Here is a 26,417-nt window from a genome sequence, read left to right as displayed (position 1 = left end):
CCGGCGCCCTCCTGGGAGGATGGGTGCCATGGCAGCGACCCTCGTCGACCTCACCCATCAGGTGACCACCGCGATGCCGGTCTACCCCGGCGACCCGGCCGTCGTCCTGGAACCCGCGCTCACCACCGCGACCGCCGGGGTGAACGTGCTGGCCCTGCACCTCGGCTCGCAGTCCGGCACCCATGTGGACGCGCCCTACCACGTGGACGTCACCTGGCCCACCCTGGACGGCCTGCCGCTGGAGCGGTTCACCGGCCCCGCGGTCGTCGCCGACCTGCGCGGCCTGGAGCCGCGCTCGGAGGTGACCGCCGAGCAGCTCGCGCCCGCGCTGGAGCACGCCGGCGAGGGCACTGTCCTGCTGCTGGCCACCGGGTGGGCCCGGCACTGGGGCACCGACACCTATCTCGCCCACCCCAGCCTGTCCGCCGGCGCGGCGGAGGCGATCGTCGCCGCCGGGGTGCGGACGGTCGGCGTGGACGCGCTCAGCGTCGACCCCACGCCCGACCCGGGGCCCGGCGACCCGGCGGTGGCCGCGCTGCTCGCCGACCTCACCGACGAGCACGACCAGCCGGCCGCCGACGAGCCCACCCTGGCCGCGCACCGGATCCTGCTCGGCGCGCCCGGCGGCGGGGTCATCGCCGAGAACCTGACCGATCTGCGGGCGCTGCTGGAGGCGCAGCGGGCCGGGCTCCCGGTCGAGATCTCGCTCTTCCCGATCCGGCTGGTGGCAGCCGACGGGGCGCCGGTCCGGGCGGTGGCCCGGCTGGGGTGACCCGCGGACCGCCCCGGCTCAGCCCGGACCTGCCGGGAGCGACCGACCCGATCTGCCGAACCGCTTGGCCCGAAGGGCACTTGGTCTAGACCATCCCCGGCGTACGCCGGTACGCTGTCCGGCCATGGCAGAGATCATCGGAGTGATCGAGCAGCTCTGGCGCTACCCCGTGAAGTCCACCGGCGGCGAGCGGCTCGACTCCGTCGAGGTGGACGACCGCGGGCTCGCGGGCGACCGCCTCTACGCCGTGCGCGACGGCAACGGCAAGCTCGGCTCCGGCAAGAACACCCGCCGGTTCCGGCGGATGGACGGCCTGCTCCGGCTCTCCTCCCGGCTCGGCCACCGTCTGGACGGCCCCGAGCTGTTCGACCCGCTGGGCGGTCCGGTCGCCGACCCGACCGCCTTCCTGCGCGCCTACCTCCAGCGCGACGACGTCGAACTCGCCCGCGAGGACGCCGTCTCGCACTTCGACCAGCTCCCGGTCAGCGTGCTCACCACCGCCACCCTCGACTGGGTGGCCGAGGCCGCGCCGTCCGCCGTCGTCGACGTCCGCCGCTTCCGGCCCAACGTCCTGGTGCGCACCCCGCCCGGCACCCCGCCGTTCGTCGAGGACACGTGGTTCGGCCGCGAGGGCCGGACCGGCTCCCGCTCCGGCGCGCGGCTCTCCTTCGTCCGGTCCAGCGAGCGCTGCGCGATGACCACCGCCGCCCAGCCCGGGCTGCCGCACGCCCCCGAGATCCTCAAGGCCATCGCCCAGGCCCACGAGGCCCGGCTGGACGCGCTCGCCGGGGTCGCCGCCCCCGGCCGGCTCGCCGTGGGCGACGCGCTGTCCCTGCACTGACCGCCCCGCGGCTCCGGCGGCCGGCCGTACGGGCGGCCGGACCCGCGGGCCCGGACGCGCCGAGCTGACCGGCGGACTCCTCGTCAGACCCCGCTGACCGGCGGCAATTCAGCTTTCCCTCCCACCACTTGACTGACGCACGCCTATCCTGTCTTACTGTCGTAGGACAGGAGAACAACTGGTGATCGAGTTCGTGCTCGACGGCCGCTCGCGGGTGGCCACGTACATGCAGCTGGTGCTTCAGGTGAAGCAGGCGCTGCGCGTCGGACTGGCGCAGCCGGGGGACCGGCTGCCCAAGGTGCGCGATGTGGCGCAGTCCCTGGCGATCAACCCCAACACCGTGCTCAAGGCCTACCGGGAGCTGGAGTTGGAGGGGCTCGCCGAGGGCCGGCCCGGGGTGGGGACGTTCCTGGTCCGCACCCTGGCCGGACCTTCGCTGGCCAACCAGGCGGAACTGCGCGACGAGCTGGTGACCTGGCTGCGCAAGGCGCACGAGGCCGGACTCACCCGCGAGGACATCACCGCGCTGATCGACACCACCACGCGGGCCACGTTCGACCGGACGCCACCGGGCGACGGCCGGCACGGCAGCCGGCACACCGGCTAGCCCGTACGACATCCCGCCAGACCGCATCCTTGGGGGAACACATGACGGAAGTCGCTTTGCAGACAGACGGGTTGGGCAAGCGCTACGGCCAGACCTGGGCACTCCGGGGCTGCTCGCTACAGCTCCCCGCCGGGCGGATCGCCGCCCTGGTCGGGCCCAACGGCGCCGGCAAGTCCACCCTGCTCCACCTCGCCGTCGGCCTGCTGCAGCCCGACGCCGGACAGGTCCGCGTCTTCGGCCAGGACCCGCGGGACAACATCGACGCCCTGGCCGACCTGGGGTTCGTCGCCCAGGACACCCCGCTCTACCCGGACTTCACCGCCACCGAGCTGATCACCATGGGCAGCCGGCTCAACCGCCGCTGGGACTCGGAGATCGCCCGTGAGCGGCTCACCCGGCTCGGCATTCCGGCCGACAAGCCGGTCGGCAAGCTGTCCGGCGGCCAGCGCGCCCAGGTCGCGCTCGCCCTGGCGCTGGCCAAGAAGCCCCGGCTGCTGCTCCTGGACGAGCCGGTGGCCGCCCTCGACCCGCTGGCCCGGCACGAGTTCATGCAGGCCCTGATGGGTGCGGTCGGCGAGTACGGCACCACCGTGCTGCTCTCCTCCCACCTGCTCGCCGACCTCGAACGGGTCTGCGACCACCTGATCGTCCTGCAGACCGCCCACGTCCAGCTCTCCGGCGCGGTGGACGACCTGCTCGCCACCCACTGCCGGCTGGTCGGCCCGCGGGTCGCCGACGGCGCCGCGGTGCCCGGAGTGGCGGCGATGATCCGGGCCAGCCACACCGAACGGCAGTCCACCCTGCTGGTCCGCACCGACGGCCCGGTCGACACCGACCGGTGGGCCGTGCACGACGTCACCCTGGAGGACCTCGTCCTCGCCTACCTGGGCGCCGCGGACACCCGCAGCACCGGCACCGCCGCCCTCCCGGAGGTGGCCGCATGATCTGGCTGACCTGGCGTCAACACCGCAAGCAGGCGCTCTGGACGGCGATCGCCCTCGCCGTCCTGGCCGCCGCCCTGATCCCCACCGGCCTCGGCATGCGGTCCACCTTCGAGGACTCCGGACTCGGGGCGTGCCTGCGCAAGCTGGGCGGCACCCAACTCGTCTCCGGCGGCGGCTGCGAGTCGCTCAGCCAGCGCTTCGAGAACCAGTACGGCGCGATGCTCTTCCTCGCCATCCTCTTCGTCCTGCTGCCGGTCCTGGTGGGCCTCTTCTTCGGCTCCCCGCTGGTCGCCCGGGAGGTGGAGAACGGCACCCACCGGCTGGTCTGGACCCAGGGCATCAGCCGCCGCCGCTGGATCCTCACCAAGTTCGGCCTGGTCGGCGCCGTCGCCCTCGTCCTGTCGGTGGTCTACTCGCTGGGCGTCGCCTGGTGGCTGGCCCCGCTGGCCGCCAACGGTGCGGGCCGGCTCGGCTACCTCTTCTTCGACGTCCAGGGCGCGGCGCCGATCGGCTACACGCTGTTCGCGGTGGCGCTCGGCATCCTGGTCGGCACCCTGAGCCGCAAGGTGCTGCCCGCGATGGGCATCTCGCTCGCCGCCTTCGTCGCCGTCCGGGTGCTGGTCGAGACCCTCGCCCGCCCGCACTTCCTGCCGACGAAGACGCTCAGCTACGCGATCGACAGCCCGCTCACGGGCAACCGCTTCACCGGTTCCTGGGTCTACCAGGAGGGCGTCCGCAACGGCGTCGGGGAACTCGTCCTCCCGGACGCCCGGGTCGGCTGCGACACCGACGGCTCCGGCGACTCCGCCGGGTGCGTGGCCCACTTCGCCCAGCAGGGCTTCGGGCCCGCGCCCTACACCAACTGGCAGGAGTACCAGCCGGCCGACCGCTTCTGGACCTTCCAGGGCATCGAGACGGGCCTCTTCCTCGCCCTCACCGCCCTGCTCCTCGTCCTGGCCGTCCGCCGCATCCGCCGCATCGCCTGAACGGAACCGCCGAGGGGCGCTCTCCGGCACACCGGCCGGGGGGCGCCCGGCCGGTCCGGTCCGGGGGTGCGCAGGGCCGGCGGCGGCCCGATCCGGCCGCGGACGGGGTCAGCCGCGGACGGGGTCAGCGGCGGACGGGCAGGAGGCACAGCGGGTGGCCGGCGGGATCGGCGTAGACGCGCCACCCCCCGGCGTCCCGGAGGAGGGTGCCGCCGAGGGCGAGGACGGCGGCTTCGGCGGCGGCCGGGTCGTCGACGTCGATGTCCAGGTGGGCCTGCTGGGGGTGGGCGGGGTCCGGCCAGCGCGGCGGACGGTGGTCGGCGACCCCCTGGAAGCAGAGCACCGGTCCGCCGGGGGTGTGCAGGGTGGACCACGCCTCGTCCAGCGACCAGCGCGGATCCGGCCGGTCCACCTCGCCGCCGAGCAGCCCCGCGTAGAAGCGGGCCAGCACGGCCGGGTCGGGACAGTCGAGGACGAGACACTGCAGCCGGCCGATCACGGGAATCTCCTTCGAGGGTGCGGACTGTCCGCCATTCTCCGGCCGTCGGCGTCCCGGACCGGCCCGCGCCGCCCGTCCGCCGTCCTCCGCGTCTGCTGGACAGCTCCCGCCCCGGGCCGGAGCATGATCGGATGACCACAGAAGACGGTTCGGTCCATCCGGAGGCGCCCCGGCCCGGAACGCCGGGCACCCCCGGTGCGCCCGGCTCCCCCGGCCCGGCCGTGCGGCTGGAACGGCTCGCCGCCGCGCACGCGGACGCCCTCCTCGCCTTCGAACGCGAGAACCGGGCGTACTTCGCGCGTTCGGTGCCCGACCGCGGGGACGGCTACTTCACCCCGGACGGGTTCGCCGGCCGCCACGCCGCGCTGCTCGCCGAACAGGCCACCGGCGCCTGCCACTTCCACGTCGTCCTGGACGCCGGGGGCACGCTGCTCGGCCGGGTGAACCTGGTGGACGCGGCCGGCGGCAGCGCCGAACTCGGCTACCGGGTCGCCGAGAGCGCGAGCGGCCGGGGCGTGGCCCGGGCGGCGGTCGAGGAGGCGTGCCGGCTCGCCGCCACGGCGTACGGGCTCACCGCGCTCACCGCCGTGACCACCCTCGACAACGCGCCCTCGCGGGCCGTACTCGCCCGCACCGGCTTCACGGCGGTGGGCGAGGAGGTCGTCGACGGCCGGCCCGGCGCGGCGTACCGGCGCACGCTCTGATCCGGTGCCCGGCGGGCCGCCCGGCGGTGGCGGATCCGCCTACCGGCCGGTAGTTCGGCGGCCCGGATTTGCGGGCAGAACAACGGATATGACGATCCCTCACCGCCTGATCGGCACCGGCGCCCACAAGGTCCTGGTGCTGCACGACTGGTTCGGCACCAGCGCCGGCTGGGGCCCGTTCCTGGACTACCTGGACGGCTCCGCCTTCACCTACGCCTTCCTCGACTACCGGGGCTACGGCGAGCGCCGGAACGTGACGGGTGCGTACACGCTCGCCGAGATCGCGGACGACGCGCTCGCGCTGGCCGACCAGCTCGGCTGGGAGAGCTTCTCGCTCGTCGGGCACTCCATGGGTGGCAAGGCGGTGCAACAGGTGCTGGCCCAGGCACCCGGGCGGGTGCGGAAGTTGGTGGGCCTGGCGCCCGTCCCCGCGAGCGTGTACCCGATGGACGCGGCGGCCGAGAAGCTGTTCTACGGGGCGGCGGAGGACCGCGAGAAGCGGTTCGCCATCATCGACCTGGTGACCGGGCGGCGGGCCGGCCGGGTCTGGCTCGACCTGATGGTGAACCGCTCGCTGTCACTGTCCACCCGCGAGGCGTTCGGCGGCTACGTGCGCGACTGGGCCACCGCCGACCTGGTGGAACGGATCGACGGGAATCCCGTGCCGGTCAAGGTGATCGTGGGAGCGCACGACCTCGCGCTGACCGCCGAGGTGATGCGCGGCACCTTCCTGACCCACTACCCCAACGCCGAGTTGGAGGAGCTCCCCAACAGCGGCCACTACCCGATGCACGAGACGCCGGTCGCGCTGGCGGCCTCCCTGGAGTCCTTCCTCCGGGGGTGACACCTCGGCCCCGCCCGGAGGCCCGCCTGCCCGCCATGCCCGCCTGCCCGCCCGCCCCGGCCTAGCCGATCTCGCGGATCCGCTCCAGCACCGCGGGCGACGCCTTCGCCGGCGAACCGGAGTCGAACGGGGGCTGGGGGTCGTACTCGGCGTGGAGCTGGATCGCCCGGGCGGTGGTCTCGTCGGCGAGCAGCGCCACGAGCCGGAGCGCCATGTCGATGCCGGAGGAGACCCCGGCCGCCGTGACGATCCGCTCGCGGCGGACCACCCGTTCCGGCGTGTACGTCGCACCGTACGCCGCCAGCTCGCCCGCGGCCGCCCAGTGGGTGGTCGCCACCAGCCCCTTGAGCAGTCCGGCCGCCCCGAGCAGCAGCGCACCGGTGCAGACCGAGGTGGTGAACCGGGTGGTCGCGTGCACCCGGCGGATCCAGTCGGTGAACCCGGCGTCGTCCAGCAGCGGACGCGCCCCGTTCCCGCCCGGCACGAGGAGGACGTCGCACGACTCGACCTCCTCGTACCGGGCGGGAACGTCCAGTCTCAGCCCGCCCAGGGTGTCGACCACCCGGCCGGTCCCGCTCGTCGAGACGAACCGCACGACGGCGCCCGGGAGATACCCGAGCACCTGGTACGGGCCGACCGCGTCGAGCGGCTCGAAATCGTCGAAGAGCGGGATCACGATGTCCATGTTCCGCAGGTTAGAGCGGAGTTGGCACGGCGTCCGCACCCTGGTCAGCGGATTCACGAGAACGAGTGGTCTGCACCACCGGCATTCACCTGAGCGCATCCAGCTCGGCCCCGATCGCCGCCCGGATCGGGTCATGCGCCGGGCCGAGCGCGTACCGGTCGTCACGCCACCGGTCCGCCGGGTAGCGCCAGACGGGCACCCGGACGAGGTCCTCGGGCTCCCATCCGAAGCGCGGCCACACGTGCGCGTGCAGCATCGGGTCGGTGTTGCCGAGGATCTCCAGGTTGACCCGCCGGAACGCCGGGTCGGCCGCCCGGCACGCCCGCTCCACGGCCTCGCCGAGCCGGTCGAGGTCCTCCAGGTACGCGATCCGGCGCGCCCTCGGCAGGTCGGAGAGCCGCTCGACGCCGGGCTCGTCCGTGAGCAGGATCGCGTAGCCGGGCAGGAACTGCACGTCCCCGATCACCGCGAACCCGGCGTCCAGGCGCCGGATCACGGTCGGGTTCTCACCCCGCAGCGCGCTGCCGATGCGGTCGGACTTCCAGTCGGTGCCGTCGTCGATCATGTGGCGATGCTAGGGTCCGTCTTCAAATCTGATCAAGTGATGAGAGATCATGTCGGTTGTGGTGCGACGTCATGAGCTTTCGGATGCCGAGTGGGATGTGTTGTCGCGGTTCCTGCCGAGGTCAGGATCTGCAGGTCGGCCGCGCAGTGACGACCGGGTGGTGCTGAACGGGATCGTGTGGAAGCTGCGGACCGGCTCGGCCTGGCGCGATGTGCCGGAGCGGTACGGCTCGTGGCAGACCCTGTACACCCGTTTCCGCAGGTGGGCGCTGGACGGGACGTTCTCGCGGATGCTGCGGGCGATCCAGGCGGAGAAGGACGCGGCCGGGGACATCGACTGGCTGGTGTCGGTCGACTCCACGATCGTGCGGGCCCACCAGCACGCCACCGGCGGCAAGAAGGGGCAACCGATCGGGACGAAGCGGGTGATCACGCCCTCGGTCGATCCCGTGGCGGACTGAGCACCAAGCTCCACCTGGCGTGCGACGGCCGGGGCCGCCCGCTCGGCTTCGTCCTCACGGGCGGCAACACCTGGTTCCCGCTCACCCACACCGTCCTCGACTTCTCCGAGGCCGACCTCACCCTCCGCCCGGACGGCACCTTCACCGCCGCCCTCCTCGCCCCCTCCCCGCTCCCCACCCTGGACGGCCACTGGCACGTCCACGACGGCCACCTCGCCACCGCCATCACCGCCATCACCGCCCTGCGGTAGCCGGTCACCGAGAAGCGGTTCCCACCACCGGTCGCACGGGAAGTCCTTCAGGAAGAACGGAACGGCGTCGCGTTCGTCCGGGAACACTTTGCCCGCTCCCGGCGAACGCCGCCGGCCCTCGTCACCCGCCGACTCACCCCTCGCACCCGGGAGATCGCGATGACCGACAACCCGTCCGCGCAGCACGGCGTCCCGTCCTCACCCGACCCTGACCCGCTCCGTGACGAGCACCCCGAGATCGTGGACGGCGCGTCCGTCGACGGGAACATTCACGTCGGCTACTGGGACAGCCCGGCGGACGGACGGTCGCTCGACCAGGCCACCGACCGGCTCACCGACCTCGTGGCGGGGCGGCTGGGCGCCGCACCCGGCCGCAGTCTGCTGGATGTCGGCTGCGGAACGGGACGGCCCGCGCTGCGCATCGCCCGGGCCACCGGTGGCCAGGTGTCAGGAATCTCGGTCAGCGCCGAGGACATCGCCCTCGCACGGACCCGGGCGGATGCCGCCGGGCTCGCCGACCGGGTGGACTTCCGGTACGCGGACGCCTGCGCACTGCCTTTCGAGTCCGCGTCCTTCGACGGTGCCTGGGCGATCGAGTCCATGATGCACATTCCCGACCGGACCGCCGCCCTCACCGAGATCGCCCGGACCCTGCGGCCCGGCAGCACGCTGGTCGTCACCGACGTGCTGCTCCGGTCGCCGGTGACCGGTGAGGCCGCGGAGACGGTCCGCCGGACCTGCCGGGCGTTCGGGTCCCCCGCGCTCCCCGAGCCGGCGGAGCTCCGCACGGCCCTCGACCGCGCCGGTCTGGAGGTTCTGGAGTTCCAGGACATCGGGGAGCACGTCCGGCCCACCTACCAGGCGTTCGCCGATGCCTTCGCGGATGTCACCCCCTCCGCGGACGACCCGCACTACGAGTTCTTCGACTTCGCCCGTTCCCTTCCCCGGTTCGGTGCCCTCGCGGAGATCGGCTACGCCTTCGTGGTCGCGCGCCGCCGGTGAACGGAGGCGCCGGCCGGGTCGGCGGGGCCGGAGGAGGGCGTCGCCGGGACGCGAAGGGCGGCCGATCCGGCCAATAGAGTTCCGTCACGATCCGTCAGCGGCGGCAGGAAAGAATCGCTCAAGAATCCGCTGCCGGAGCCCCGTCGCCATGGAGCAGCCGGACCGGGCCGATACCGGACCGTGCGCGGACAAGGCCCCGCCCCGGCGATTCCGCCGGGGCGGGGCCGCGGCACACACCGGGAGGCAATCCCTCAGCACGCGACCGTTCGCCGTGTCAAGTGGAACTCAAGGCGCCCTGAAGAAGTTCGCCCTCGCACTTGTTCTCCGGGATTCGGCTAACCTCGCGGAGTGGAGAAGCAAGCTTCAGGTCGTTCATTCTCCAGTTCGAATCCAGACCGCTTCGTCCCGCCCCGACCCCGCCGTTCGGACCGCTCGCCCCCCCGCCCGCTCGGCCGTTCGTACGGGAATGCCGATTCCGAACCCCCGTGCCCGTCCGAGCGCGACGGGGGACCCTCATGACCGGGGCAGCCCGGCCCCGACCGGTGGTGGGCGCGCTGATCCGTGATCCGGCCGGCCGGATCTTCGTCCAACGCCGCTCGGCCGACCGCTCCCTCTTCCCCGGCTGCTGGGACGTGGTCGGTGGAGCCGTCGAACCGGGGGAATCCCTCCTGGAAGCGCTCCGCAGGGAGATCTCGGAAGAGACGGGGTGGCGGTTGCGCCGCGTTCTCGCCCGGGTCGCACACACGGAGTGGACGGGGGACGGCATCCGGCACATCGAGTCGGACTACCTCGTCGAGGTGGACGGGGACCTCTCCTCGCCCGCACTCGAACCGGACAAGCACACCGAGTTCGCCTGGCTGGCCGCCGAGGACGTCACGCTGCTCGACGAGAACACACTGCGCAGCGGCAGCACCTTCATCAAGGACGTCGTGACCGCGGCACACGCTTGGCGCCCCGACCCTTCGGGGAGCCGCACGGCTCTCTGAACCGTCTGCGGACGCACAAGTCCGATCCGGGCCGCACAACTCTTTCCCGACTTCCCACGTCATCGTCGAGCGGTGTTCTGCGAGGGGAATATTCTGCATGCCCGGCGACAGGCTGAAGAACATCCGTCCGCGACCACGAGTCCTGATGATCGGATTTGCCGGGCATCAAGGAAAGGAGTACCTGCCGATCGTCCAGGAGAGTGCCGATATCGTCGGCGGCGTCGACTCCGCCCCGCCCGCCGTGCCACTCGCCGACGAATGGGGATTCCCGTACTACGGGAGCCTTGACGACGCGCTGAAAGCCGTCGACTTCGACGCCGCAGTGGTCACCGTGCCGCACGGCGAGCATTTCCCGGTCTGTACGCGGCTGCTGGCGCACGGCAGGCACGTCATCAAGGAGAAGCCGTTCGCGGTCACCGAACCCGAAGCGCGCCAGCTGATACATCTCGCGCAGCAGGCCGACCGCAGCGTCTTCACACTGCTGCAACGGAACTTCGACCCGGTGTTCCGGTTCGCCCGGGACAACCTCGCGCGGATCGGGAGGCCCTACTGGTTCTCCTACGACTACCACTTCAACCTGGCTCGTCCGACCACGGGTTGGCGCGCGTCCCGGGAGCAGGCGAGGGGTGGTGTGCTCCTCGACATGGGCTACCACCTCGTCGACGTGCTCAACGGGATGTTCCCCGAAACCCCCCGGGTGCACTCGGCCTTCGTGCACCAGTACCAGGAGACGCGGGATCGCCGACTGGAGGATCTGGTCGCCCTCCTGTGCAGCTACCCGTCGAGGGGGCTGGCGGGCTCGCTGCGCATCTCGCGCCACAGCCTCGCGAAGACCGAACAGCTCTGCGTGCTCGGTTCGGAAGGCGCGTTGACCGTCGCCCCCGGGGCGGCCACCCTGCATGCCGTCGGAGGGGCCCAGTTGGAACGCTACGCCCCGGAAGGATCCAGGACGGACATCACGCGCTCCATGTTCATCCACTACCTGAACCGCCTGGAGGACCGCGACTACCGCCGGGACCACCTCCTGCGTCAACTCGCCACCGTTCGCACGATCGACGGAATCTACCGGGCCCGATCGGGCGGGACGAGCGGACTCACCGACCGATGCGCCTGACCCACCCCGCAAGGACAGGAAGAGAGCACATGAGTACCGACGAACGGCTCGCCCTTCTCGGGGGCGCACCCGCCATCTCGCGGCCACTGCCCCACGAGGTGTGGCCGCCCCCCGCGGACGAGGCGGAGCTGTCCGAGCTGGCCGCACAGCGGAACACCGACATCTCCATCAAGGGCAACAGCGGCCCCATCGGCCGGCTCGAAGCCGACTTCCTCGCCTTCCTGAACGGCGGCGCCCGCTACGCGGTCACCTTCAACTCCGGCACCAGTGCGCTCCTCGCCGCCTACTTCGCCCTCGGCGTACGCGAGGGGGTGGATGTCGTGGGACCGGCGCTCACCTACCACGCCGCGCTGAGCCCCGTCTTCGCGCTGCGCGGTGACGTGGTCCTCGCCGACATCGACCCCGACACCCGCGGCCTGGACCCCAAGGCGCTCCAGTCCGCGCTGACCGAGCACACCAAGGTCGTCACCGTCGTCCACCAGTGGGGCCACCCCTGCGACATGGACGCGATCCTGTCGATCGCCGAACGGCACGGGCTGCGCGTCCTGGAGGACTGCTCCCACGCCCACGGCAGCCGCTACAAGGGCCGGCCGGTCGGCACCTTCGGCGACGCCGCCGTCTTCTCCCTCCAGGCCAACAAGGCCGTCTACGCCGGAGAAGGCGGCATCCTCGTCACCAGCGACCCCGGGATCCAGGACCGCGCCACCCTCCTCGGGCACTACCGGGACCGCTCCCGGGACTCCGTCCTCGACGAGGACCTGCGGGCCCACTGGGTCACGGGCTTCGGACTCAAGCTGCGCATGTCACCGTTCAACGCCATCGTCGCCCGGCATGCCCTCGCCGCCTTCCCCGCACGCAAGGAGGCCCGGCACCGGTGCCTGCGGCACCTCGGCGAGCAGCTCGCCGACGTGGAGTACCTGCAGCAGGTCCATGTCGCCGACCACGTCGACATGGGCGCCTGGTACGGCTACAAGCCGCTCTACCGGCCCCAGGCGCTGGGTGGCGTTCCACGTTCGGTGCTCATCCGGGCGCTGCGCGCCGAGGGCATGGAGGTCGGCGCCCCCTCCGGCCCCCGGCTGTCCACCCTGCCGCTCTACGCCCGCACCGAGAACCCTCTCTTCCCCGGAGTCCCGAAGAAGGCCACCACGCCGGGGGCCGACTCGCAGGCCGAGTACGTCGAGCAGCACGCGCTCTCCTTGCCGACCTTCACCGCCTGGCCCGACGACACGGTGCTCATCGACCAGTACGCCGAGGCGTTCCGCAAGATCGGCCGTCACCGCGAAGCGCTGGTCCGGTACGCCGCCGAGCTGCCCCGATGACCGGAACCGCACCGCCGAAGAGGGAGTGGGCATGACTGTCGAAGAGTCGCCGGAGGACGTGGCGAGGGCCCTGCAGCACGCCCTCGCCGGTGACGACCTGCCGGACACCTTCACCCTGCTGGGCCGGGAATGGAGCCTGCACCGGGGTGTCTGGCCCAGCACGCTGAGCGCGGCCACCGAGGTGATGGCCTCGGTGGTGCCCTATCCCCGGGACGGCTCGTTCCTGGAGGTCGGCTGCGGTACGGGCGTCATCGCCGTCACCGCCGCACTCAGCGGCTGTGCCTCCGTCACCGCACTGGACGTCAACGAGAAGGCCGTGGCCAATACCGTCGCCAACGCCGAGCGGCACGGTGTGGGCGACCGGGTCCGCGTCCTCCACAGCGACATGTACACGGCGCTCGATCCCCTGAACCGCTTCGACACGATCTTCTGGAACGTGCCCTGGACCTATGTGGAGGACGGCTTCGCCCTCTCCAGCGACATCCACACCGCCGTCTTCGACCCGGGCTACCGGGGCCAGGCCCGCTACCTCGCCGGGGCGCACGAGCACCTGACCGACGGCGGCCGGCTGCTGCTGGGCACCGCCCACCTCGGGGACCGTGAACGGCTCGACGTGCTCGCCGGTGAGGCCGGCCTGCGGATCGACATGCTGCGCAAGGTCCGCCGGATCGAGGAAGTGGGCGTCATGGAGTACCACCTGCTCGAACTGCGGACGAGGTGATCCGGTGACGCCGCCCGTGCCACCGGAGGACGACCTCGAACTGGCCCTCCGTCTGGGCGACCTCGCCGACGGGCTCACCGTCCGCCGCTTCCACGCCCTCGACCTGCGGGTCCGGGAGAAGCCGGACCGTACACCCGTGACCGACGCGGACACCGCCGTCGAGACGGCCGTCCGCGCGGAACTGCGGTCCGCCCGCCCCGATGACGCGTTCGCCGGGGAGGAGACCGGCGGCTCCGTCTCCTCCGGGCGCACCTGGCTGGTCGACCCCATCGACGGCACCAAGAACTTCCTGCGCGGCGTACCGGTCTGGGCCACGTTGATCGCCCTGCTGGAGGACGATCGCCCCACCGTCGGCGTGATCAGCGCCCCCGCCCTGCACAGCCGCTGGTGGGCGGCGGCGGACCGGGGCGCCTGGCTGCGCCGGGGACCGGCCGGCACCACCCCCGTGCGCCTGGGGGTCTCCGGCCGCACCCGCCTCGACCAGGCATACCTCTCCACCACCAGCACCCGGACCTGGGACGTCTTCCACTCACGTGCGGCCTATCTGCGCCTGGCCGAAGCCTGCTGGGAGGACCGTGCCTTCGGCGACTTCCTCCAGCACTGCATGGTCGCCGAGGGAACGCTCGACATCGCGGCCGAACCGGTCGTCAACCCCTGGGACATCGCCGCGGTACAGGTTCTCGTGGAGGAGGCCGGCGGCCTCTGCACCGACCTCCTGGGCACCTCGCCCCGGAACGGCACCGGCGCCCTGTCCGCCAACCCGCGGTTGCACCGGCTCGCCGTGGAGGCCCTCTCGGCGCCGCCCGCAGCACCCGGGCCGCCCGGACCCTGAGCCCGCCCCGAACCGTCGGACGCGGAACCCACCGAGAAACGGACCATCATGCTGATTCTTTCCCTCAAGGAAGGCCATGACGGGGCGATCGCGGCCGTCGACGACGGCAGGCTGCTCTTCTCCCTGGAAGCGGAGAAGGACTCGTTCCTCCGCTACAGCAATCCGACGGCCGAACTGTTCGCGACGGCGGCGGACCGGCTGGACAGGCAGCCCGACGTCGTCGCCGTGAGCGGCTGGATCAAGGGCACCCAGTGCACCGACCAGCCTTCGCGCGCCGGGTACTTCGGTGTGGGCGAATCCGCGATCACGGACGAGGCCGGCCGGTTCTTCGGCAAGGCCGTGCGCGTCTTCTCGTCCACCCATGAGCGCTCCCACATCATGACGTCCTACGGCATGTCGGCACTCCGCCGGGACCAGCCCTTCTACAGCCTGGTGTGGGAGGGGAACATCGGCTCGTTCTACCGGATCGACCAGCACGGGAAGGTGACCCATCTCAAGGAGGTGCTCAACTACCCCGGCAACAAGTACTCCTACGGCTTCGCGCTCGCCGACCCGAAGTTCAGTCCGCACCAGGAGTTCGTCCGGTTCCAGGACGCGGGGAAGCAGATGGCCCTGGCCGGATTCGCCGAGAACCGGCCGGCGACCCGGGCGGAACAGGACGTGATCGACTTCGTCCTCGGCCAGAAGGAGGTCATCACCGGAAGCCTGAAGGACCGGATGACCGATTCCCCCTTCCACAACGTCGGTGTGGAATCGAGCGCTTACAGGAACCTGGCGGCCCGGCTCTCGGACGCCATCTTCGAGCGCTTCCACGCGTACGCCCGGGAGCACCTGACCGAGGGATTCCCGCTGCTCGTCTCCGGGGGCTGCGGGCTCAACTGCGAGTGGAACCGGCGCTGGCGCGAGTGCGGGCTCTTCCCCGCGGTCTTCGTTCCGCCGTGTCCCAACGACAGCGGATCCGCGATCGGCACCGCCATCGACGCCCAGCACTTCTACACCGGGTCGGCCGACCTGGAGTGGGACGTCTACGCGGGCGGCGAATTCGTGGAGGACATCGCGTTCGACCCGCAGCGCTACGAGATCCGCCCGCTGGACCACGGCGAGGTCGCCCGCCACCTCCGCGACGGGAAGATCATCGGCTGGGCGCGGGGCCGCTGGGAGATCGGCCCCCGCGCCCTCGGGAACCGGTCGATCCTGGCCGCTCCCTTCACCGAGGAGACCACGGCCAGGCTCAACAGGATCAAACAGCGCGAAAGCTACCGCCCCATCGCCCCGATCTGCCTGGAGCAGGAAGCGGGCCGCTGGTTCGGCGGTGGCCTCCCCGACCCCTACATGCTGTACTTCAGCCGGGTCGAATCCGCCGACCTGCGCGCGGTGACCCACGTCGACGGAACGGCCCGCACCCAGACCGTCGACCCGACCGCGAACCCGGCCATGGGTGCACTGCTGACCGCCTTCGGCGAACTCACCGGATTCAGCGTGCTCTGCAACACTTCGCTCAACTATTCGGGACGCGGGTTCATCAACCGGAGCAGCGACCTGATCGCCTACGGCGAGCTGCACGGACTGGACGGGTACGTCGTGAACGACGTCTTCGTCACACCGCGACGCTAGGGCCGGCTGCGCGCGCGGGTGTCTGGCGGGCACCCGGCGGGTGCTCGGCCGCGACCAGGTCGGCGGCACGGCCGAGCACCCGCCCCGCCCACCGCTTTGCGCCCCGGGCCGGTCCCCGGCATCGGAGGACCTCGCAGGACGGCCGCGCCTGCCAGTAGCGCCCCCGAACGGCTCGAAGGCCGCCCCCGGTGTTTCGGGGACGCCTTCGCTGCGAGTCGGTGAGTGCGTCAGCCGGCGTCGAACTCGCCGTCGGCGGTGGCGGTCACGAAGGACTGCCACGCCGCCGGGGTGAAGCGCAGTCGCGGGCCCTGCGGGTCCTTCGAGTCACGGACCGAACCGGGGCGCGCGTCGTCCACCTCGATGCAGTTGTCGCTTGCGTTGCCGCTGCTGTAACTACTCCTGCGCCACTGCTCGGTTCGCTGCATCCGCGTGGTCCTCCGCCGCCGATTCGATCAGGGCCAGGGACGCCTCCGGCGACAACGCGGCAGCCCTGACCAGATCGTAGGCCAGCGAGCACTGGTCGACCAGCGCCGGATCGTCCACCAGATTCCCCGTGAGAAGCCCTTCGACATAGGCCGTCGGCGGCGCATCCTCGAAGGTCATCAGGCTGAGGGAGCCGACCATCAACGAGTGCGCACCCGCCGTCAGCGGAACCACTTGGATGAGTGCCTTGCGCGCCTGAAACAGAGCGGCAAGATACCTCAACTGGCCTGCCATCACAGCCTCGCCGCCGACGGGGCGCCGCAGCACCGCCTCGTCCAGGACCGCCCAGTACATGGGCGCGGACTTCCGATCGAGCAGCTCGGCCCGCGACATCCGGGCCGCGACCATCTCCTCGTTCTCGGCCGCCTTCCGCAGCGGCTGCGCCGACTCGAACAACGCCCTCGCGTAGTCGGGCGTCTGCAGCAGGCCCGGCACCAGCAGCGGGGAGAACTCGCTGATGGTCAGCGCCAGTCCCTGCAACTCGGCGGCGTGCCGGAAGTAGTCGGCGTAGCGCGAGGACTTCCGGTACATCTCGTAGACGCGCAGGAAGTGGCCGCCGGTGCCGAGCACGTCGTCCAAGCGCACCGACATGTCCTCCTGCGGGTTCCGGACCGCCCCCTCCAGCAGGCCGACGTACGCGCCCGAGCAGAACAGCAGCTTCCCCAGCGCCTCCTGCGAGAGCCCCGCCTCCTCCCGCAGCCGCTTGATCTCCTCGCCCCAGAACGCGCGGGGCGAACGGGACGGGTCGAGTTCCATGGCCATGTGCCAAATCCCTTCAAGGAACCGGTGCTCGGGCCTTCCGGTGGCAACGCTAGCCACGCAGAGGAACGGCTGGGACACGAACAGCAATAGTGTGCTTGTCTCATCGAGAGTGACCCGGATCACATCGCCGGTCCCGATGAGTTCTCGCGCCGCCCCCGGTCCTACTGGCATGACGAACACGATGGCAGCGCCGATCACCCCGACCGCCCCGGCCGACCGCGCCCGCTCCACCACCCGCGCCCTGCTGGCCGCCGGCGCCGCCGCCGGGCCGCTCTTCCTCGCCGTCGGCGTCGTCGGGGGCCTGACCCGCGAGGGCTTCGACTTCACCCGCAACGCGCTCAGCCAGCTGAGCCTCGGCGACCTCGGCTGGATCCAGCAGACGGCGTTCCTCCTCACCGGTCTGCTCACCGTCACCGGCGCCGTCGGGCTGCGGCTCGCGCTGCCCGCCGGCGTCTGGGCGCCGCGACTCGTCGGGGTGTTCGGCGCGGCCTTCGTCCTGGACGGGTTCTTCGCGGCCGACCCCGGAGCCGGGTTCCCGGTCGGGGCGCCCGAAGGGCGGGTGACGGAGCTGAGCGCGCACGGCACCGTCCACCTGATCGGCGGGGCGGTGGGCTTCCTCGCCCTGTGCGCGGCCTTCCTCGTCCTCGCCCGGCACCTGGACCGCGGCTGGGCGCTCGCCTCCCGCCTGGTGGCCGCCGCCGTGCTCCTCGGCTTCGCCGCATCGGGGGCCACGGTGCTGGCCTTCACCCTGGGCGCCGCGCTCGGGCTCGGCTGGCTCACCGCTGTCACCGTCAAGCTGAATGCGTGAAGATCGAACTCCCAAGACCGTTCGGACGTCAGGAGAATCCCCATGGCCCTCCCCGGCAACGGCCCCGCCAGCTACTTCCCCTCCATCGAGGAGAAGTACGGCCACCCCGTCTCCCACTGGAAGGAGCTGATCCGCTCCTCCCCGCTCAGCAAGCACGCGGAGCTGGTCGCCTGGCTCAAGGCCGAGCACGGCCTCGGCCACGGCCACGCCAACGCGCTCGTCAAGCACACGCTGGACGAGTTGAAGGGCTGACGCCCCGGAGGGCGCGGCCCCGGCTCAGATGCCGAGGCCGCGCACCACCAGGTCGACCAGCGCGAAGAAGAACAGCGAGATCCCGACGAACCCGTTGGTCTGGAAGAACGCCCGGTTCAGCCGCGAGAGGTCGTGGGGCTTCACGATGGTGTGCTCGTAGACGAAGGCGCCCGCGACCACCAGCAGCCCCACCCAGAACGCCGGCCCGGCGTCCGTCAGCACCGCGTACCAGCCGAGCAGCAGCGTGGTGACCACGTGGCAGCCGCGCGCGCCCCGGATGGCCGCCGGGACGCCGAACCGGGCCGGCACCGACCGCACGCTGCCCGCCCGGTCGGACTCCACGTCCTGGCAGGCGTAGATGAGGTCGAAGCCGCCGATCCAGATGCCGACCGCCGCGCCGAGCACCACCGCGTCCCAGGACCACGTGCCGGTGACGGCCAGCCAGGCGCCCACCGGTCCCATCGCCTGGGCGATCCCCAGGATGGCCTGCGGGAAGTCGGTGAACCGCTTGCCGTACGGGTAGACCACCATCGGCACCACGGCGACCGGCGCGAGCACCAGGCAGAGCGGGTTCAGCAGGGCCGCCGCGCCCAGGAAGACGATCAGCGCGACCGCCGAGCCCACGTACGCGGTCTTCAGCGAGACGGCGCCCGTGACCAGTTCACGCCCGGCGGTGCGCGGGTTCCGGGCGTCGATCTCCCGGTCGATGATCCGGTTGGCCGCCATGGCGAAGGTCCGCAGTCCGACCATGCAGACGGTGACGACGAACAGCTCGCCCCAGTGCACCCGCTCGTCGGACAGGAACATCGCGGTCAGCGCCGCGATGTAGGCGAAGGGCAGGGCGAAGACCGAGTGCTCGATCATCACCAGCCGGAGGAAGCTCTTGACCTTCCCGGGCGGGACCTCGGGGAGGGCTGCCGCCGTGCTCACAGGCCGTACTCCTTCCAGCGACGGTCCACCAGGGCGGCGGTCTCGGGGTCGGAGGAGACCATCTCGGGCCAGCCGCCGTCCCGGGTGTAGCCCTCCGTGGGCAGCTTGCGGGTCGCGTCGATGCCCGCCTTGCCGCCCCAGAACTGCTGGTAGGAGGCGTGGTCGAGGTGGTCCACCGGGCCCTCGACGACGGTCAGGTCGCGGCTGTAGTCGACGTTGCCGAAGGCCCGCCAGGCGACTTCCTGGTAGTCGTGCACGTCGCAGTCGGCGTCCACCACGATGATCAGCTTGGTCAGCGACATCATGTGCGCGCCCCAGATGGCGTGCATCGTCTTCTGGGCGTGCTTCGGGTACTTCTTGTCGATCGAGACGATCACGCAGTTGTGGAAGCCGCCCGCCTCGGGCAGGTCGTAGTCGACGATGTCCGGGATGATGATCTTCAGCAGCGGCAGGAAGAACCGCTCGGTGAACTTGCCCAGCGGGCCGTCCTCGGTCGGCGGGCGGCCGACCACGATGGACTGCAGGATCGGACGGCGGCGCATCGTCACGCAGTCGATCGTCAGCGCCGGGAACGGCTCCTGCGGCGTGTAGAAGCCCGTGTGGTCGCCGAACGGGCCCTCGGGCAGCAGCTCCCCGGGCTCCAGCCACCCCTCCAGGACCACCTCGGCGTCGGCCGGCACCTGGAGCGGCACGGTCTTGCAGTCGACCATCTTCACCCGCTCCCCGGCGACGAAGCCGGCGAACAGGTACTCGTCGATGTCGCCCGGCAGCGGGGCGGTGGCCGCGTAGGTGACGGCCGGCGGGCAGCCGAAGGCGATCGCGACCGGCAGCCGCTCACCCCGCGCGGCGGCCACCGCCGCGTGGTTGCGGCTGTCCTTGTGGATCTGCCAGTGCATGCCGATGGTCCGCCGGTCGTGCCGCTGGAGGCGGTACAGACCGAGGTTGCGGATGCCGGAGTCCGGGTCCTTCGTGTGGGTGAGGCCCAGGTTGAAGAACGACCCGCCGTCCAGCGGCCAGGTGAAGAGCGCGGGCAGCTCGTCCAGGTTGACGTCCTCGCCGGTGAGCACGACCTCGTGCACCGGCGCGTCGCCGGACTTCACGTTCCGCGGCGGCACGTGGGCCATCGAGGCGAGCTTGCCGAAGGCGTCCCGGAACCCGGTGAAGCCCTGCGGCAGCTCCGGCTTCAGCAGACCGGCGATCTTCTCGGAGATCTCCTCCGGGCCCTTGAGTCCGAGGGCCTTGGCCAGCCGGCGCTCGGTGCCGAAGACGTTCATCGCCAGCGGCATCGAGGAACCCTTGACGTTCTCGAAGAGCAGCGCGGGGCCCTTGGCCTTCTGCACCCGGTCGACGATCTCGCCGACCTCCAGGTACGGGTCCACCTCCGCCTTGATGCGCTTGAGGTCGCCTTCGCGGTCGAGGGCCCGCAGGAACGAGCGGAGATCGTCGTATGCCATGCCAGCCAGTATCCGCCACCCGCTAGCCTGGCCTGTGTCAAGGGCCCCCCTGAAGCGTCCCGCCGCTCCAGGAGTCGCCCGCCCGCCACCGCCGTCGCCGGGGGAGATCGCCGCCGTGCTGAGGATTCTGACCTTCGTACTCCCGCTCGCCCTGTGGGTGTGGGCCTTCATCGACTGCCTGACCACCCCCGAGGACGAGGTGAAGCACCTGCCGAAGGTGGTCTGGGTGATCATCGTGCTGCTCTTCCCGCTGGTGGGGTCGATCGCCTGGCTGGTGGCAGGCAAGCAGCGCAACGCCCCGCGGACCGCCGGTGCGGGCCGCCACGTGAACGGCGACGGCGGCTCCGGGTTCGACCGCCCGCGCGGAGGCCGGCCGCTCGCGCCGGACGACGACCCGGAGTTCCTGGCGTCGTTGAAGAAGGACGACAAGAAGCACGAGGACATGCTCAAGCAGTGGGAGGCGGATTTGCGCCGCCGCGAGGAGGAGCTGCGCGGCAGGGAGGATCCGGAGGACGGCCGGAGGAGCTGACCCCCCGTAGCTCGGACAGCCCACCCGGTACCCACCGGGTGGGCTGCGGAGTTTTTGGTGCATCCCTACGACTGCCCTGCCGCCACCGGCCGTCCGGCACAGCCTTCACGGCCGCACCGAGCGACCCTTGAGCGATCCTCGGTTCGACCCGATCGGCGCTGCTCATGACAGCCCTGACCTGCGGGTTTCCTCATGCTCAGATCATCCGGCGGCCACCTGGGCGAAAGCTCGGGGTAATCGAACAGCTACCGGCCGCATGGGCTGAAACGCTACGGGTTCTGTGCAGCCCTGACATCTAAACGGACGCGACCTTGTACGGAATCGACGCCGAAACCAGCACGCGGCCCCTCGTACAGTCATAAGTGAAGAAGTGATTCGCAGCCGGGGGCATCGCAGACGTTGGCTGTCGGACAGTTCCCTCACCTTTGGAGTGGTTCGAGATGACGGTTGTGCATGAGGCACCGGTCGGAGACGACATCCCGGAGAGCCCGGCGGACGCCCGAGGGCGGGTCGCCGAGTTGCACGAGCTTCGCGAGCAGGTCCGCCGCGGCCCCAGCGAGAAGGCCACCGAGGCGCAGCACGCCAAGGGCAAGCTGACCGCCCGCGAGCGTATCGACCTGCTGCTCGACGAGGGCTCCTTCCGCGAGGTCGAGCCGCTCCGCCGGCACCGCGCCACCGGCTTCGGCCTGGAGGCCAAGAAGCCGCACACCGACGGCGTGATCGTCGGCTGGGGCACCGTGCACGGCCGGACGGTCTTCACCTACGCACACGACTTCAGGATCTTCGGCGGCGCCCTCGGCGAGGCCCACGCCCAGAAGATCCACAAGATCATGGACATGGCCATCGCGGCCGGCGCCCCGCTGGTCTCGCTGAACGACGGCGCCGGCGCCCGCATCCAGGAGGGCGTCACCGCCCTCGCCGGGTACGGCGGCATCTTCCAGCGCAACACCCGGGCCTCCGGCGTCATCCCGCAGATCTCCGTGATGCTCGGCCCGTGCGCCGGCGGCGCGGCCTACTCGCCGGCCCTGACCGACTTCATCTTCATGGTCCGCGAGACCTCGCAGATGTTCATCACCGGCCCGGACGTGGTGCAGGCCGTCACCGGCGAGAAGATCAGCCAGAACGGGCTCGGCGGCGCCGACGTCCACTCCGGCGTCTCCGGTGTCGCGCACTTCGCGTACGACGACGAGCAGTCCTGCATCGAGGAGGTCCGCTTCCTCCTCTCCCTGATGCCGCAGAACAACCGCGAGATGCCGCCGCCGGTCGTCAACGACGACCCGGTGGACCGCCGCAACGACTCGCTGCTCGACCTGGTGCCGGCCGACGGCAACCGCCCGTACGACATGCGCAAGGTGATCGAGGAGATCGTCGACCACGGCGAGTACCTGGAGGTCCACGAGCGCTGGGCCACCAACGTCCTCTGCGTGCTGGCCCGGATCGACGGTCACGTCACCGGCATCATCGCCAACCAGCCGCAGTCGCTGGCCGGCGTCCTCGACATCAACGCCAGCGAGAAGTCCGCGCGCTTCGTCCAGATGTGCGACGCCTTCAACATCCCGCTGGTGACCATGCTCGACGTCCCCGGCTTCCTGCCCGGCGTCGACCAGGAGCACGACGGCATCATCCGGCACGGCGCCAAGCTGCTCTACGCCTACTGCAACGCGACCGTGCCGCGCATCCAGCTGATCCTGCGCAAGGCGTACGGCGGCGCGTACATCGTGATGGACTCGCGTTCGATCGGCGCCGACCTGTCCTTCGCGTGGCCGACCAACGAGATCGCCGTGATGGGCGCGGAGGGCGCGGCCAACGTGATCTTCCGCCGCGACATCAACGGCGCCGACGACCCGGACGCCATGCGCGCGCAGAAGATCAAGGAATACAAGAACGAACTGATGCACCCGTACTACGCGGCCGAGCGCGGCCTCGTGGACGACGTCATCGACCCGGCCGAGACCCGCCAGGTCCTGGCCTCCTCGCTGGCCATGCTGCGCACCAAGCACGCGGACCTGCCGAGCCGCAAGCACGGCAACCCCCCGATGTAACAGCGCGGTTCGGCCGCGGACAGCACCGCGGCCACAGTGCCGACGACCCCTCACCCTCTTCCGCCGGGAGAAGACCGGACCATGACCGCTTCCGCCGAACCACTCGTCCGCATCGTCCGCGGCTCGCTCACCGACGAGGAGCTCGCCGCCCTGACCGCCGTGCTGATGGCGCGCGCCGCGTCCGCCCAGCACGCGGCCTCCGCCGCCTCGCCGGTCGAGCCGATCGCCAACTGGCAGCGCCTGGAGCGCCGCCCGGCGTACTACTCGCCGGTCAGCTGGCAGTGGGCCGCCTGAGGCTCGCCCGCAGCACCGGACCGCACGACCGACGGCCGGTCACCCTCGGGGTGGCCGGCCCTCGGCGTTCGCGGCGCACGGTCGCGGCGCAGAGCCACGGCGCACGTTCGCGGCGCGCAGTCACGGCGCGCGGTCGCGGCGCACGTTCGTACACGTGAACCGGCGTACAGACCGGCGCGCGATGCCATTCGCGCGCCGGAGAGTGACCCCGGGTGCTCGATAGGATCGCCACCGGACGGTACGCGGCCCGCCGCCCCGTCGGCCCGTGGGATCCAGCCGCTGCCGACGACCAGAACTATCCGAGGAGGCTGCGATGGCCAGGCAGGCCCGGGCGCTGGCGACCCGCCAGGCGGTGCTGCTCGCCGCGGCCGAGGTGTTCGACGAGCGGGGCTACGCGGCCGCCACCATGGCGGAGATCCTGGAACGGGCCCGCGTCACCAAGGGCGCGCTCTACTTCCACTTCCACTCCAAGGAAGAGCTGGCGCTCGCCGTGATCGCGGGCCAGAGCGCCTGGCTGGCCACCTGGCAGCCGGCCTCCGAGAGCCCGGTGCAGACCCTGATCGACCTCGGCTACGCCTTCGCCCACGCCCTGCTCGACAACCCGGTGCTGCGCGGCTCGATCCGGCTGACCATCGAGCACGGCAGCTTCACCCAGCCGCAGATCGCCGCCTACCAGGGCTGGACGGACGCGGCCCGCGAACTGCTGGAGCACGCCCGGGACTCCGGTGAGCTCCGCCCCGGGGTGGAACCGGCGGCCGCGGCCGGAGTGATCACCGGCGCGGTGACCGGCATCCAGCTCAGCTCGCAGGTGTTCACCGACCGCCGGGACCTCCTGCGGCGGATGGCCGACCTCTGGACGCTCCTGCTGCCCGGCCTCGTCCCGCCGCACACCCTGGCCCGGCTCGTCCTGGCCGACCGGCTGCCGCCCGCCGAAGCGCCTGCGGGCACGCCGCCCGCGGACGCACCACCGGCGGACGCACCACCGGCGGACGCACCGGATCCCGGACCACCCCCGGCCTGATCCGCCGCCCGCCCCGCTGTCAGGTCCGGTACTCCCCGAAGCGCTCCGCCGGCACGAGGGCGGGCAGCGCGGCCGCCCAGAGCCCGCGGACCGCCTCCTCCGCGAGCCGGCCGGTGGACTCGGCGGCGAACAGCACCAGCCCGGCCGCCAGCGTGGTGAGCAGTTCGGCGGCCTGGCCCCGGTCCAGCCCGGGGCGCAGCTCGCCGGCCTCCCCCGCGCGGTCGAGCAGGGTCCGGAAGACGGCGGTCAGGCTGCGCCAGGCGTCCGCCGACGGCTCCGGGGGTGATCCCGCCGGCGCCACCACCAGTCCGCCCGCGCAGGCCGCCGGCCGGCCGCCGAGGCCGAGCAGCACACCGGCCCGGACCACCACGTCCTCGCGCAGCAGCCGGCCGAGCTCGTGGGTGAGGTCGATCAGCTCCTGGACGGCCGGCGCGGCGCCGCGCAGGGCCCGCAGCACGGCCGCACCGATCGCGTCTCCGGCCTCGGCGCGGACACCGTCGGCGAGCGCCTGCTTGGAGACGAAGTGGAAGTAGAGCGCGCCCTTGCTGACGCCCGCCCGGCGACTGATGTCGACCAGGCTGGCCGACTCGAAGCCCGCGTCCGCGAAGGTGTCCGCCGCGGCCAGCAGCACGGCCTGCCTGGTTCGCCCCGCCCGTTCCTGCTTAGCCACTCGGCCCCTCCGGCCCCGGCCGCGGCGAGCTCCGGCTCGCCCGGGTGCTGTCTCGGCGCCGCCGTCGGTGGTGGTGCGGCGCCACGCATGCGGACCGGCCCGCCCGAAACCGCATGGTTGGTATCTAATCTAGCCCCTGGTCGGTCCCCGCCGTCCAGGGGGGACCGACCCCCGTCCAAGGTCCGGACTCTCCCGGCCGGACGTTCCCGCAGACCAGCGGCCGGGTAGCGTGTGCATGTCGGCTTTCCGGCAGTGGCGGCCCCTCACGCCGAGCAGAAACCGGGTGGCCTGTATGTTTTCCCGAGGCCGCTCACGCGGCCGGTCGACCGACACCCGGGAGTGGGGCCCGCCATGCCAGCGATCGCAGAACCGGACGGCGATTCTCCGTACCCCCACCCCGCTCCCGGCCACCCCGGTCAGGCCCGCTACGACTTCCACGAGCGGACCGTCTCGCGCCATCTGGTGCACCGTTCCTCGGTCGCCGAGGTCCTGATCACCGGCTGGCAGGCCACCGGCCCGTACGACTTCCTGCTCGGTGCCCAGTGGCCCCGGCTGCACGGCTTCTACCGGCTGCCCGGCGACCGCCACCACGACCCCGTCCTGATGGCCGAGACGATCCGCCAGGCCGCCCTGCTGATCGGCCACGTCGGCTTCGGCGTCCCGCACGACCACCACTACGCGCTCGACGAACTCAGCTACGCGCTCGGGCCTGCCGGCCTCGACGGCCTCGCGATCGCCCCCGCCCCCGCCGCGTTGATGCTCCGCGTCGGCTGCCAGGACGTCCGGATGCGGCACGGCCGGCTGGCCGCCCTGCGGGTGCACGCCGAGATCGAACGGGACGGCCGTCCGGTCGGCCGCGGCTCCGGCGAACTGCGGGTGCTCTCCCCCGCCTCGTACGCCCGGCTGCGCGGCCCCGGCCGCCCGGCTCCCGCTCCCCGGCCCCCGGAGTCCTGCACCGCGCCCGAACTCGTCGGCCGCCAGCGGGCCGCCGACGTCGTGCTCGGCCCCTCGTTGCTGCCCGGCAGCTGGCTGCTGCGCGCGGACGCCGACCACCCGGCGCTGTTCGACCGGATGGACCCGGCCCCCGACCACGTCCCCGGGATGCTCGTCCTGGAGGCGGCGCGCCAGGCCGCCCAACGGCTCTGCCACCCGGCCCGGGTGGCGCCGGTCGAGCTGGTCACGTCCTTCCACGCCCCCATCGCGCTGGACCGCCCCTGCCTGGTCCGGGCCGTCCGCGAGCCCGCCCCGGAGAGCGGCCCCGGGGCCGGTCGTGACGTACGGCGGGTCCCGGTCCGGGTCCTGCTGGTGCAGGACGGCCGGACGGTCGCCGAGTGCCGGCTGCTGGCCGGTCCGGCCGACGGCGGGCCGACCGCCGTCGGGCCCGCCCCGGTCTGCCGGGGCCTGTCGCTCGCCGGCTGATCCGGCG

Annotated in this window: 29 protein-coding genes and 1 pseudogene; 22 read left to right on the top strand and 8 right to left on the bottom strand. The window is 72.0% G+C overall.

Annotated features, from left to right (window positions below; translation table 11 throughout):
* The first annotated feature begins 28 nt into the window (after positions 1-28).
* From ABZY91_RS17555 to ABZY91_RS17535, 5 genes are all read left to right on the top strand, one after another.
* On the top strand, positions 29-772 hold the full coding sequence (locus tag ABZY91_RS17555; RefSeq protein WP_329885478.1) for a cyclase family protein: 744 nt from the start codon (positions 29-31) through the stop codon (positions 770-772).
* 124 nt (positions 773-896) lie between these two features.
* A complete protein-coding gene (locus tag ABZY91_RS17550) occupies positions 897-1,613 on the top strand; it encodes an MOSC N-terminal beta barrel domain-containing protein (RefSeq protein WP_329885479.1) in 717 nt (238 codons plus the stop codon).
* Positions 1,614-1,794: 181 nt separating this feature from the next.
* Positions 1,795-2,220, top strand: coding sequence for a GntR family transcriptional regulator (locus ABZY91_RS17545; protein WP_355403292.1), 426 nt, complete (start codon positions 1,795-1,797; stop codon positions 2,218-2,220).
* 56 nt (positions 2,221-2,276) lie between these two features.
* Complete coding sequence (locus ABZY91_RS17540) at positions 2,277-3,164, top strand: ABC transporter ATP-binding protein (RefSeq protein ID WP_355403290.1); 888 nt, start codon at positions 2,277-2,279, stop codon at positions 3,162-3,164.
* Positions 3,161-4,150 (top strand): ABC transporter permease subunit, encoded by a 990-nt coding sequence (locus ABZY91_RS17535; protein WP_355403288.1) that lies wholly within the window; start codon positions 3,161-3,163, stop codon positions 4,148-4,150. Before ABZY91_RS17540 ends, ABZY91_RS17535 begins: the two co-directional genes overlap by 4 nt.
* A 124-nt stretch (positions 4,151-4,274) precedes the next feature.
* Here ABZY91_RS17535 and ABZY91_RS17530 read toward each other — a convergent pair whose 3' ends face one another.
* Positions 4,275-4,649, bottom strand: coding sequence for a VOC family protein (locus ABZY91_RS17530; RefSeq protein WP_329950317.1), 375 nt, complete (start codon positions 4,647-4,649; stop codon positions 4,275-4,277).
* A 131-nt stretch (positions 4,650-4,780) separates the two neighbouring features.
* On the opposite strand from ABZY91_RS17530, the gene ABZY91_RS17525 reads away from it, so the two are divergent.
* Both ABZY91_RS17525 and ABZY91_RS17520 read left to right on the top strand, forming a co-directional pair.
* A complete protein-coding gene (locus ABZY91_RS17525; protein WP_355403285.1) occupies positions 4,781-5,353 on the top strand; it encodes a GNAT family N-acetyltransferase in 573 nt (190 codons plus the stop codon).
* A gap of 88 nt (positions 5,354-5,441) precedes the next feature.
* On the top strand, positions 5,442-6,197 hold the full coding sequence (locus tag ABZY91_RS17520; RefSeq protein ID WP_355403283.1) for an alpha/beta hydrolase: 756 nt from the start codon (positions 5,442-5,444) through the stop codon (positions 6,195-6,197).
* 61 nt (positions 6,198-6,258) lie between these two features.
* Here the strand turns inward: ABZY91_RS17520 and ABZY91_RS17515 are convergent, their stop codons facing one another.
* Both ABZY91_RS17515 and ABZY91_RS17510 read right to left on the bottom strand, forming a co-directional pair.
* Positions 6,259-6,882 carry a DJ-1/PfpI family protein gene (locus tag ABZY91_RS17515; protein WP_329885486.1) on the bottom strand — a complete coding sequence of 208 codons (624 nt, stop codon included), beginning with the start codon at positions 6,880-6,882 and terminating at the stop codon, positions 6,259-6,261.
* Positions 6,883-6,967: 85 nt separating this feature from the next.
* Positions 6,968-7,447, bottom strand: a complete 480-nt coding sequence (locus ABZY91_RS17510; protein WP_355403281.1) for a diadenosine tetraphosphate hydrolase — start codon at positions 7,445-7,447, stop codon at positions 6,968-6,970.
* Positions 7,448-7,496: 49 nt separating this feature from the next.
* Between ABZY91_RS17510 and ABZY91_RS17505 the strand changes: the two are divergent.
* From ABZY91_RS17505 to ABZY91_RS17470, 8 genes and pseudogenes are all read left to right on the top strand, one after another.
* Positions 7,497-7,975, top strand: a pseudogene (locus tag ABZY91_RS17505) (IS5 family transposase); the annotation flags it as partial.
* A gap of 342 nt (positions 7,976-8,317) precedes the next feature.
* Positions 8,318-9,160 (top strand): methyltransferase domain-containing protein, encoded by an 843-nt coding sequence (locus ABZY91_RS17500; RefSeq protein WP_355403279.1) that lies wholly within the window; start codon positions 8,318-8,320, stop codon positions 9,158-9,160.
* Positions 9,161-9,675: 515 nt separating this feature from the next.
* Positions 9,676-10,146, top strand: a complete 471-nt coding sequence (locus ABZY91_RS17495; protein ID WP_043472510.1) for an NUDIX domain-containing protein — start codon at positions 9,676-9,678, stop codon at positions 10,144-10,146.
* A 97-nt stretch (positions 10,147-10,243) separates the two neighbouring features.
* Positions 10,244-11,260 carry a Gfo/Idh/MocA family oxidoreductase gene (locus ABZY91_RS17490; protein WP_355403276.1) on the top strand — a complete coding sequence of 339 codons (1,017 nt, stop codon included), beginning with the start codon at positions 10,244-10,246 and terminating at the stop codon, positions 11,258-11,260.
* Between the two features lie 29 nt (positions 11,261-11,289).
* Positions 11,290-12,579, top strand: coding sequence for a DegT/DnrJ/EryC1/StrS family aminotransferase (locus ABZY91_RS17485; RefSeq protein ID WP_355403274.1), 1,290 nt, complete (start codon positions 11,290-11,292; stop codon positions 12,577-12,579).
* Positions 12,580-12,610: 31 nt separating this feature from the next.
* Positions 12,611-13,300 (top strand): methyltransferase, encoded by a 690-nt coding sequence (locus tag ABZY91_RS17480; protein WP_355403272.1) that lies wholly within the window; start codon positions 12,611-12,613, stop codon positions 13,298-13,300.
* A 4-nt stretch (positions 13,301-13,304) separates the two neighbouring features.
* The gene (gene hisN / locus ABZY91_RS17475) at positions 13,305-14,132 is read left to right on the top strand and encodes a histidinol-phosphatase (RefSeq protein ID WP_355403270.1); all 828 of its coding nucleotides are present in this window, start codon (positions 13,305-13,307) and stop codon (positions 14,130-14,132) included.
* 48 nt (positions 14,133-14,180) lie between these two features.
* On the top strand, positions 14,181-15,746 hold the full coding sequence (locus ABZY91_RS17470) for a carbamoyltransferase C-terminal domain-containing protein (RefSeq protein ID WP_355403268.1): 1,566 nt from the start codon (positions 14,181-14,183) through the stop codon (positions 15,744-15,746).
* 227 nt (positions 15,747-15,973) lie between these two features.
* Here ABZY91_RS17470 and ABZY91_RS17465 read toward each other — a convergent pair whose 3' ends face one another.
* Both ABZY91_RS17465 and ABZY91_RS17460 read right to left on the bottom strand, forming a co-directional pair.
* Positions 15,974-16,171, bottom strand: coding sequence for a DUF397 domain-containing protein (locus tag ABZY91_RS17465; protein ID WP_355403266.1), 198 nt, complete (start codon positions 16,169-16,171; stop codon positions 15,974-15,976).
* Positions 16,140-16,991, bottom strand: a complete 852-nt coding sequence (locus ABZY91_RS17460; protein WP_355403264.1) for a helix-turn-helix transcriptional regulator — start codon at positions 16,989-16,991, stop codon at positions 16,140-16,142. The genes ABZY91_RS17465 and ABZY91_RS17460 overlap by 32 nt, the downstream gene beginning before the upstream one ends.
* Positions 16,992-17,160: 169 nt before the next feature.
* On the opposite strand from ABZY91_RS17460, the gene ABZY91_RS17455 reads away from it, so the two are divergent.
* On the top strand, positions 17,161-17,799 hold the full coding sequence (locus tag ABZY91_RS17455) for a DUF998 domain-containing protein (RefSeq protein WP_329885498.1): 639 nt from the start codon (positions 17,161-17,163) through the stop codon (positions 17,797-17,799).
* A 42-nt stretch (positions 17,800-17,841) separates the two neighbouring features.
* Positions 17,842-18,051 (top strand): DUF4287 domain-containing protein, encoded by a 210-nt coding sequence (locus ABZY91_RS17450; RefSeq protein WP_329885499.1) that lies wholly within the window; start codon positions 17,842-17,844, stop codon positions 18,049-18,051.
* A 24-nt stretch (positions 18,052-18,075) separates the two neighbouring features.
* Here the strand turns inward: ABZY91_RS17450 and mqnP are convergent, their stop codons facing one another.
* The gene (gene mqnP / locus ABZY91_RS17445; protein ID WP_329885500.1) at positions 18,076-18,981 is read right to left on the bottom strand and encodes a menaquinone biosynthesis prenyltransferase MqnP; all 906 of its coding nucleotides are present in this window, start codon (positions 18,979-18,981) and stop codon (positions 18,076-18,078) included.
* Entirely contained in the window at positions 18,978-20,435 is a 1,458-nt protein-coding gene (locus tag ABZY91_RS17440; protein ID WP_329885501.1) for a menaquinone biosynthesis decarboxylase, read from the bottom strand. The genes mqnP and ABZY91_RS17440 overlap by 4 nt, the downstream gene beginning before the upstream one ends.
* A 115-nt stretch (positions 20,436-20,550) precedes the next feature.
* Here ABZY91_RS17440 and ABZY91_RS17435 point away from each other — a divergent pair, with 115 nt between their 5' ends.
* The 4 genes from ABZY91_RS17435 to ABZY91_RS17420 all read left to right on the top strand — a co-directional run bounded on the left by ABZY91_RS17435 (position 20,551) and on the right by ABZY91_RS17420 (position 24,321).
* Positions 20,551-20,964 carry a PLD nuclease N-terminal domain-containing protein gene (locus tag ABZY91_RS17435; RefSeq protein ID WP_329885502.1) on the top strand — a complete coding sequence of 138 codons (414 nt, stop codon included), beginning with the start codon at positions 20,551-20,553 and terminating at the stop codon, positions 20,962-20,964.
* Positions 20,965-21,404: 440 nt separating this feature from the next.
* Entirely contained in the window at positions 21,405-23,006 is a 1,602-nt protein-coding gene (locus ABZY91_RS17430) for an acyl-CoA carboxylase subunit beta (protein WP_329885503.1), read from the top strand.
* An 81-nt stretch (positions 23,007-23,087) separates the two neighbouring features.
* Complete coding sequence (locus ABZY91_RS17425; protein WP_329885504.1) at positions 23,088-23,300, top strand: acyl-CoA carboxylase subunit epsilon; 213 nt, start codon at positions 23,088-23,090, stop codon at positions 23,298-23,300.
* 313 nt (positions 23,301-23,613) lie between these two features.
* The gene (locus ABZY91_RS17420) at positions 23,614-24,321 is read left to right on the top strand and encodes a ScbR family autoregulator-binding transcription factor (RefSeq protein WP_355403260.1); all 708 of its coding nucleotides are present in this window, start codon (positions 23,614-23,616) and stop codon (positions 24,319-24,321) included.
* Between the two features lie 19 nt (positions 24,322-24,340).
* Here the strand turns inward: ABZY91_RS17420 and ABZY91_RS17415 are convergent, their stop codons facing one another.
* Entirely contained in the window at positions 24,341-24,991 is a 651-nt protein-coding gene (locus tag ABZY91_RS17415; RefSeq protein ID WP_329885506.1) for a ScbR family autoregulator-binding transcription factor, read from the bottom strand.
* Between the two features lie 351 nt (positions 24,992-25,342).
* Here ABZY91_RS17415 and ABZY91_RS17410 point away from each other — a divergent pair, with 351 nt between their 5' ends.
* Entirely contained in the window at positions 25,343-26,410 is a 1,068-nt protein-coding gene (locus ABZY91_RS17410; protein ID WP_355403258.1) for a ScbA/BarX family gamma-butyrolactone biosynthesis protein, read from the top strand.
* Positions 26,411-26,417: the final 7 nt, after the last annotated feature.

The sequence above is a fragment of the Kitasatospora sp. NPDC002965 genome (assembly GCF_040611255.1).
In the GTDB taxonomy this organism is placed as follows: domain Bacteria; phylum Actinomycetota; class Actinomycetes; order Streptomycetales; family Streptomycetaceae; genus Kitasatospora.
The sequence above is the reverse complement of the archived record's forward strand: the minus strand, read 5'-3'. Positions and strand labels throughout refer to the sequence as shown.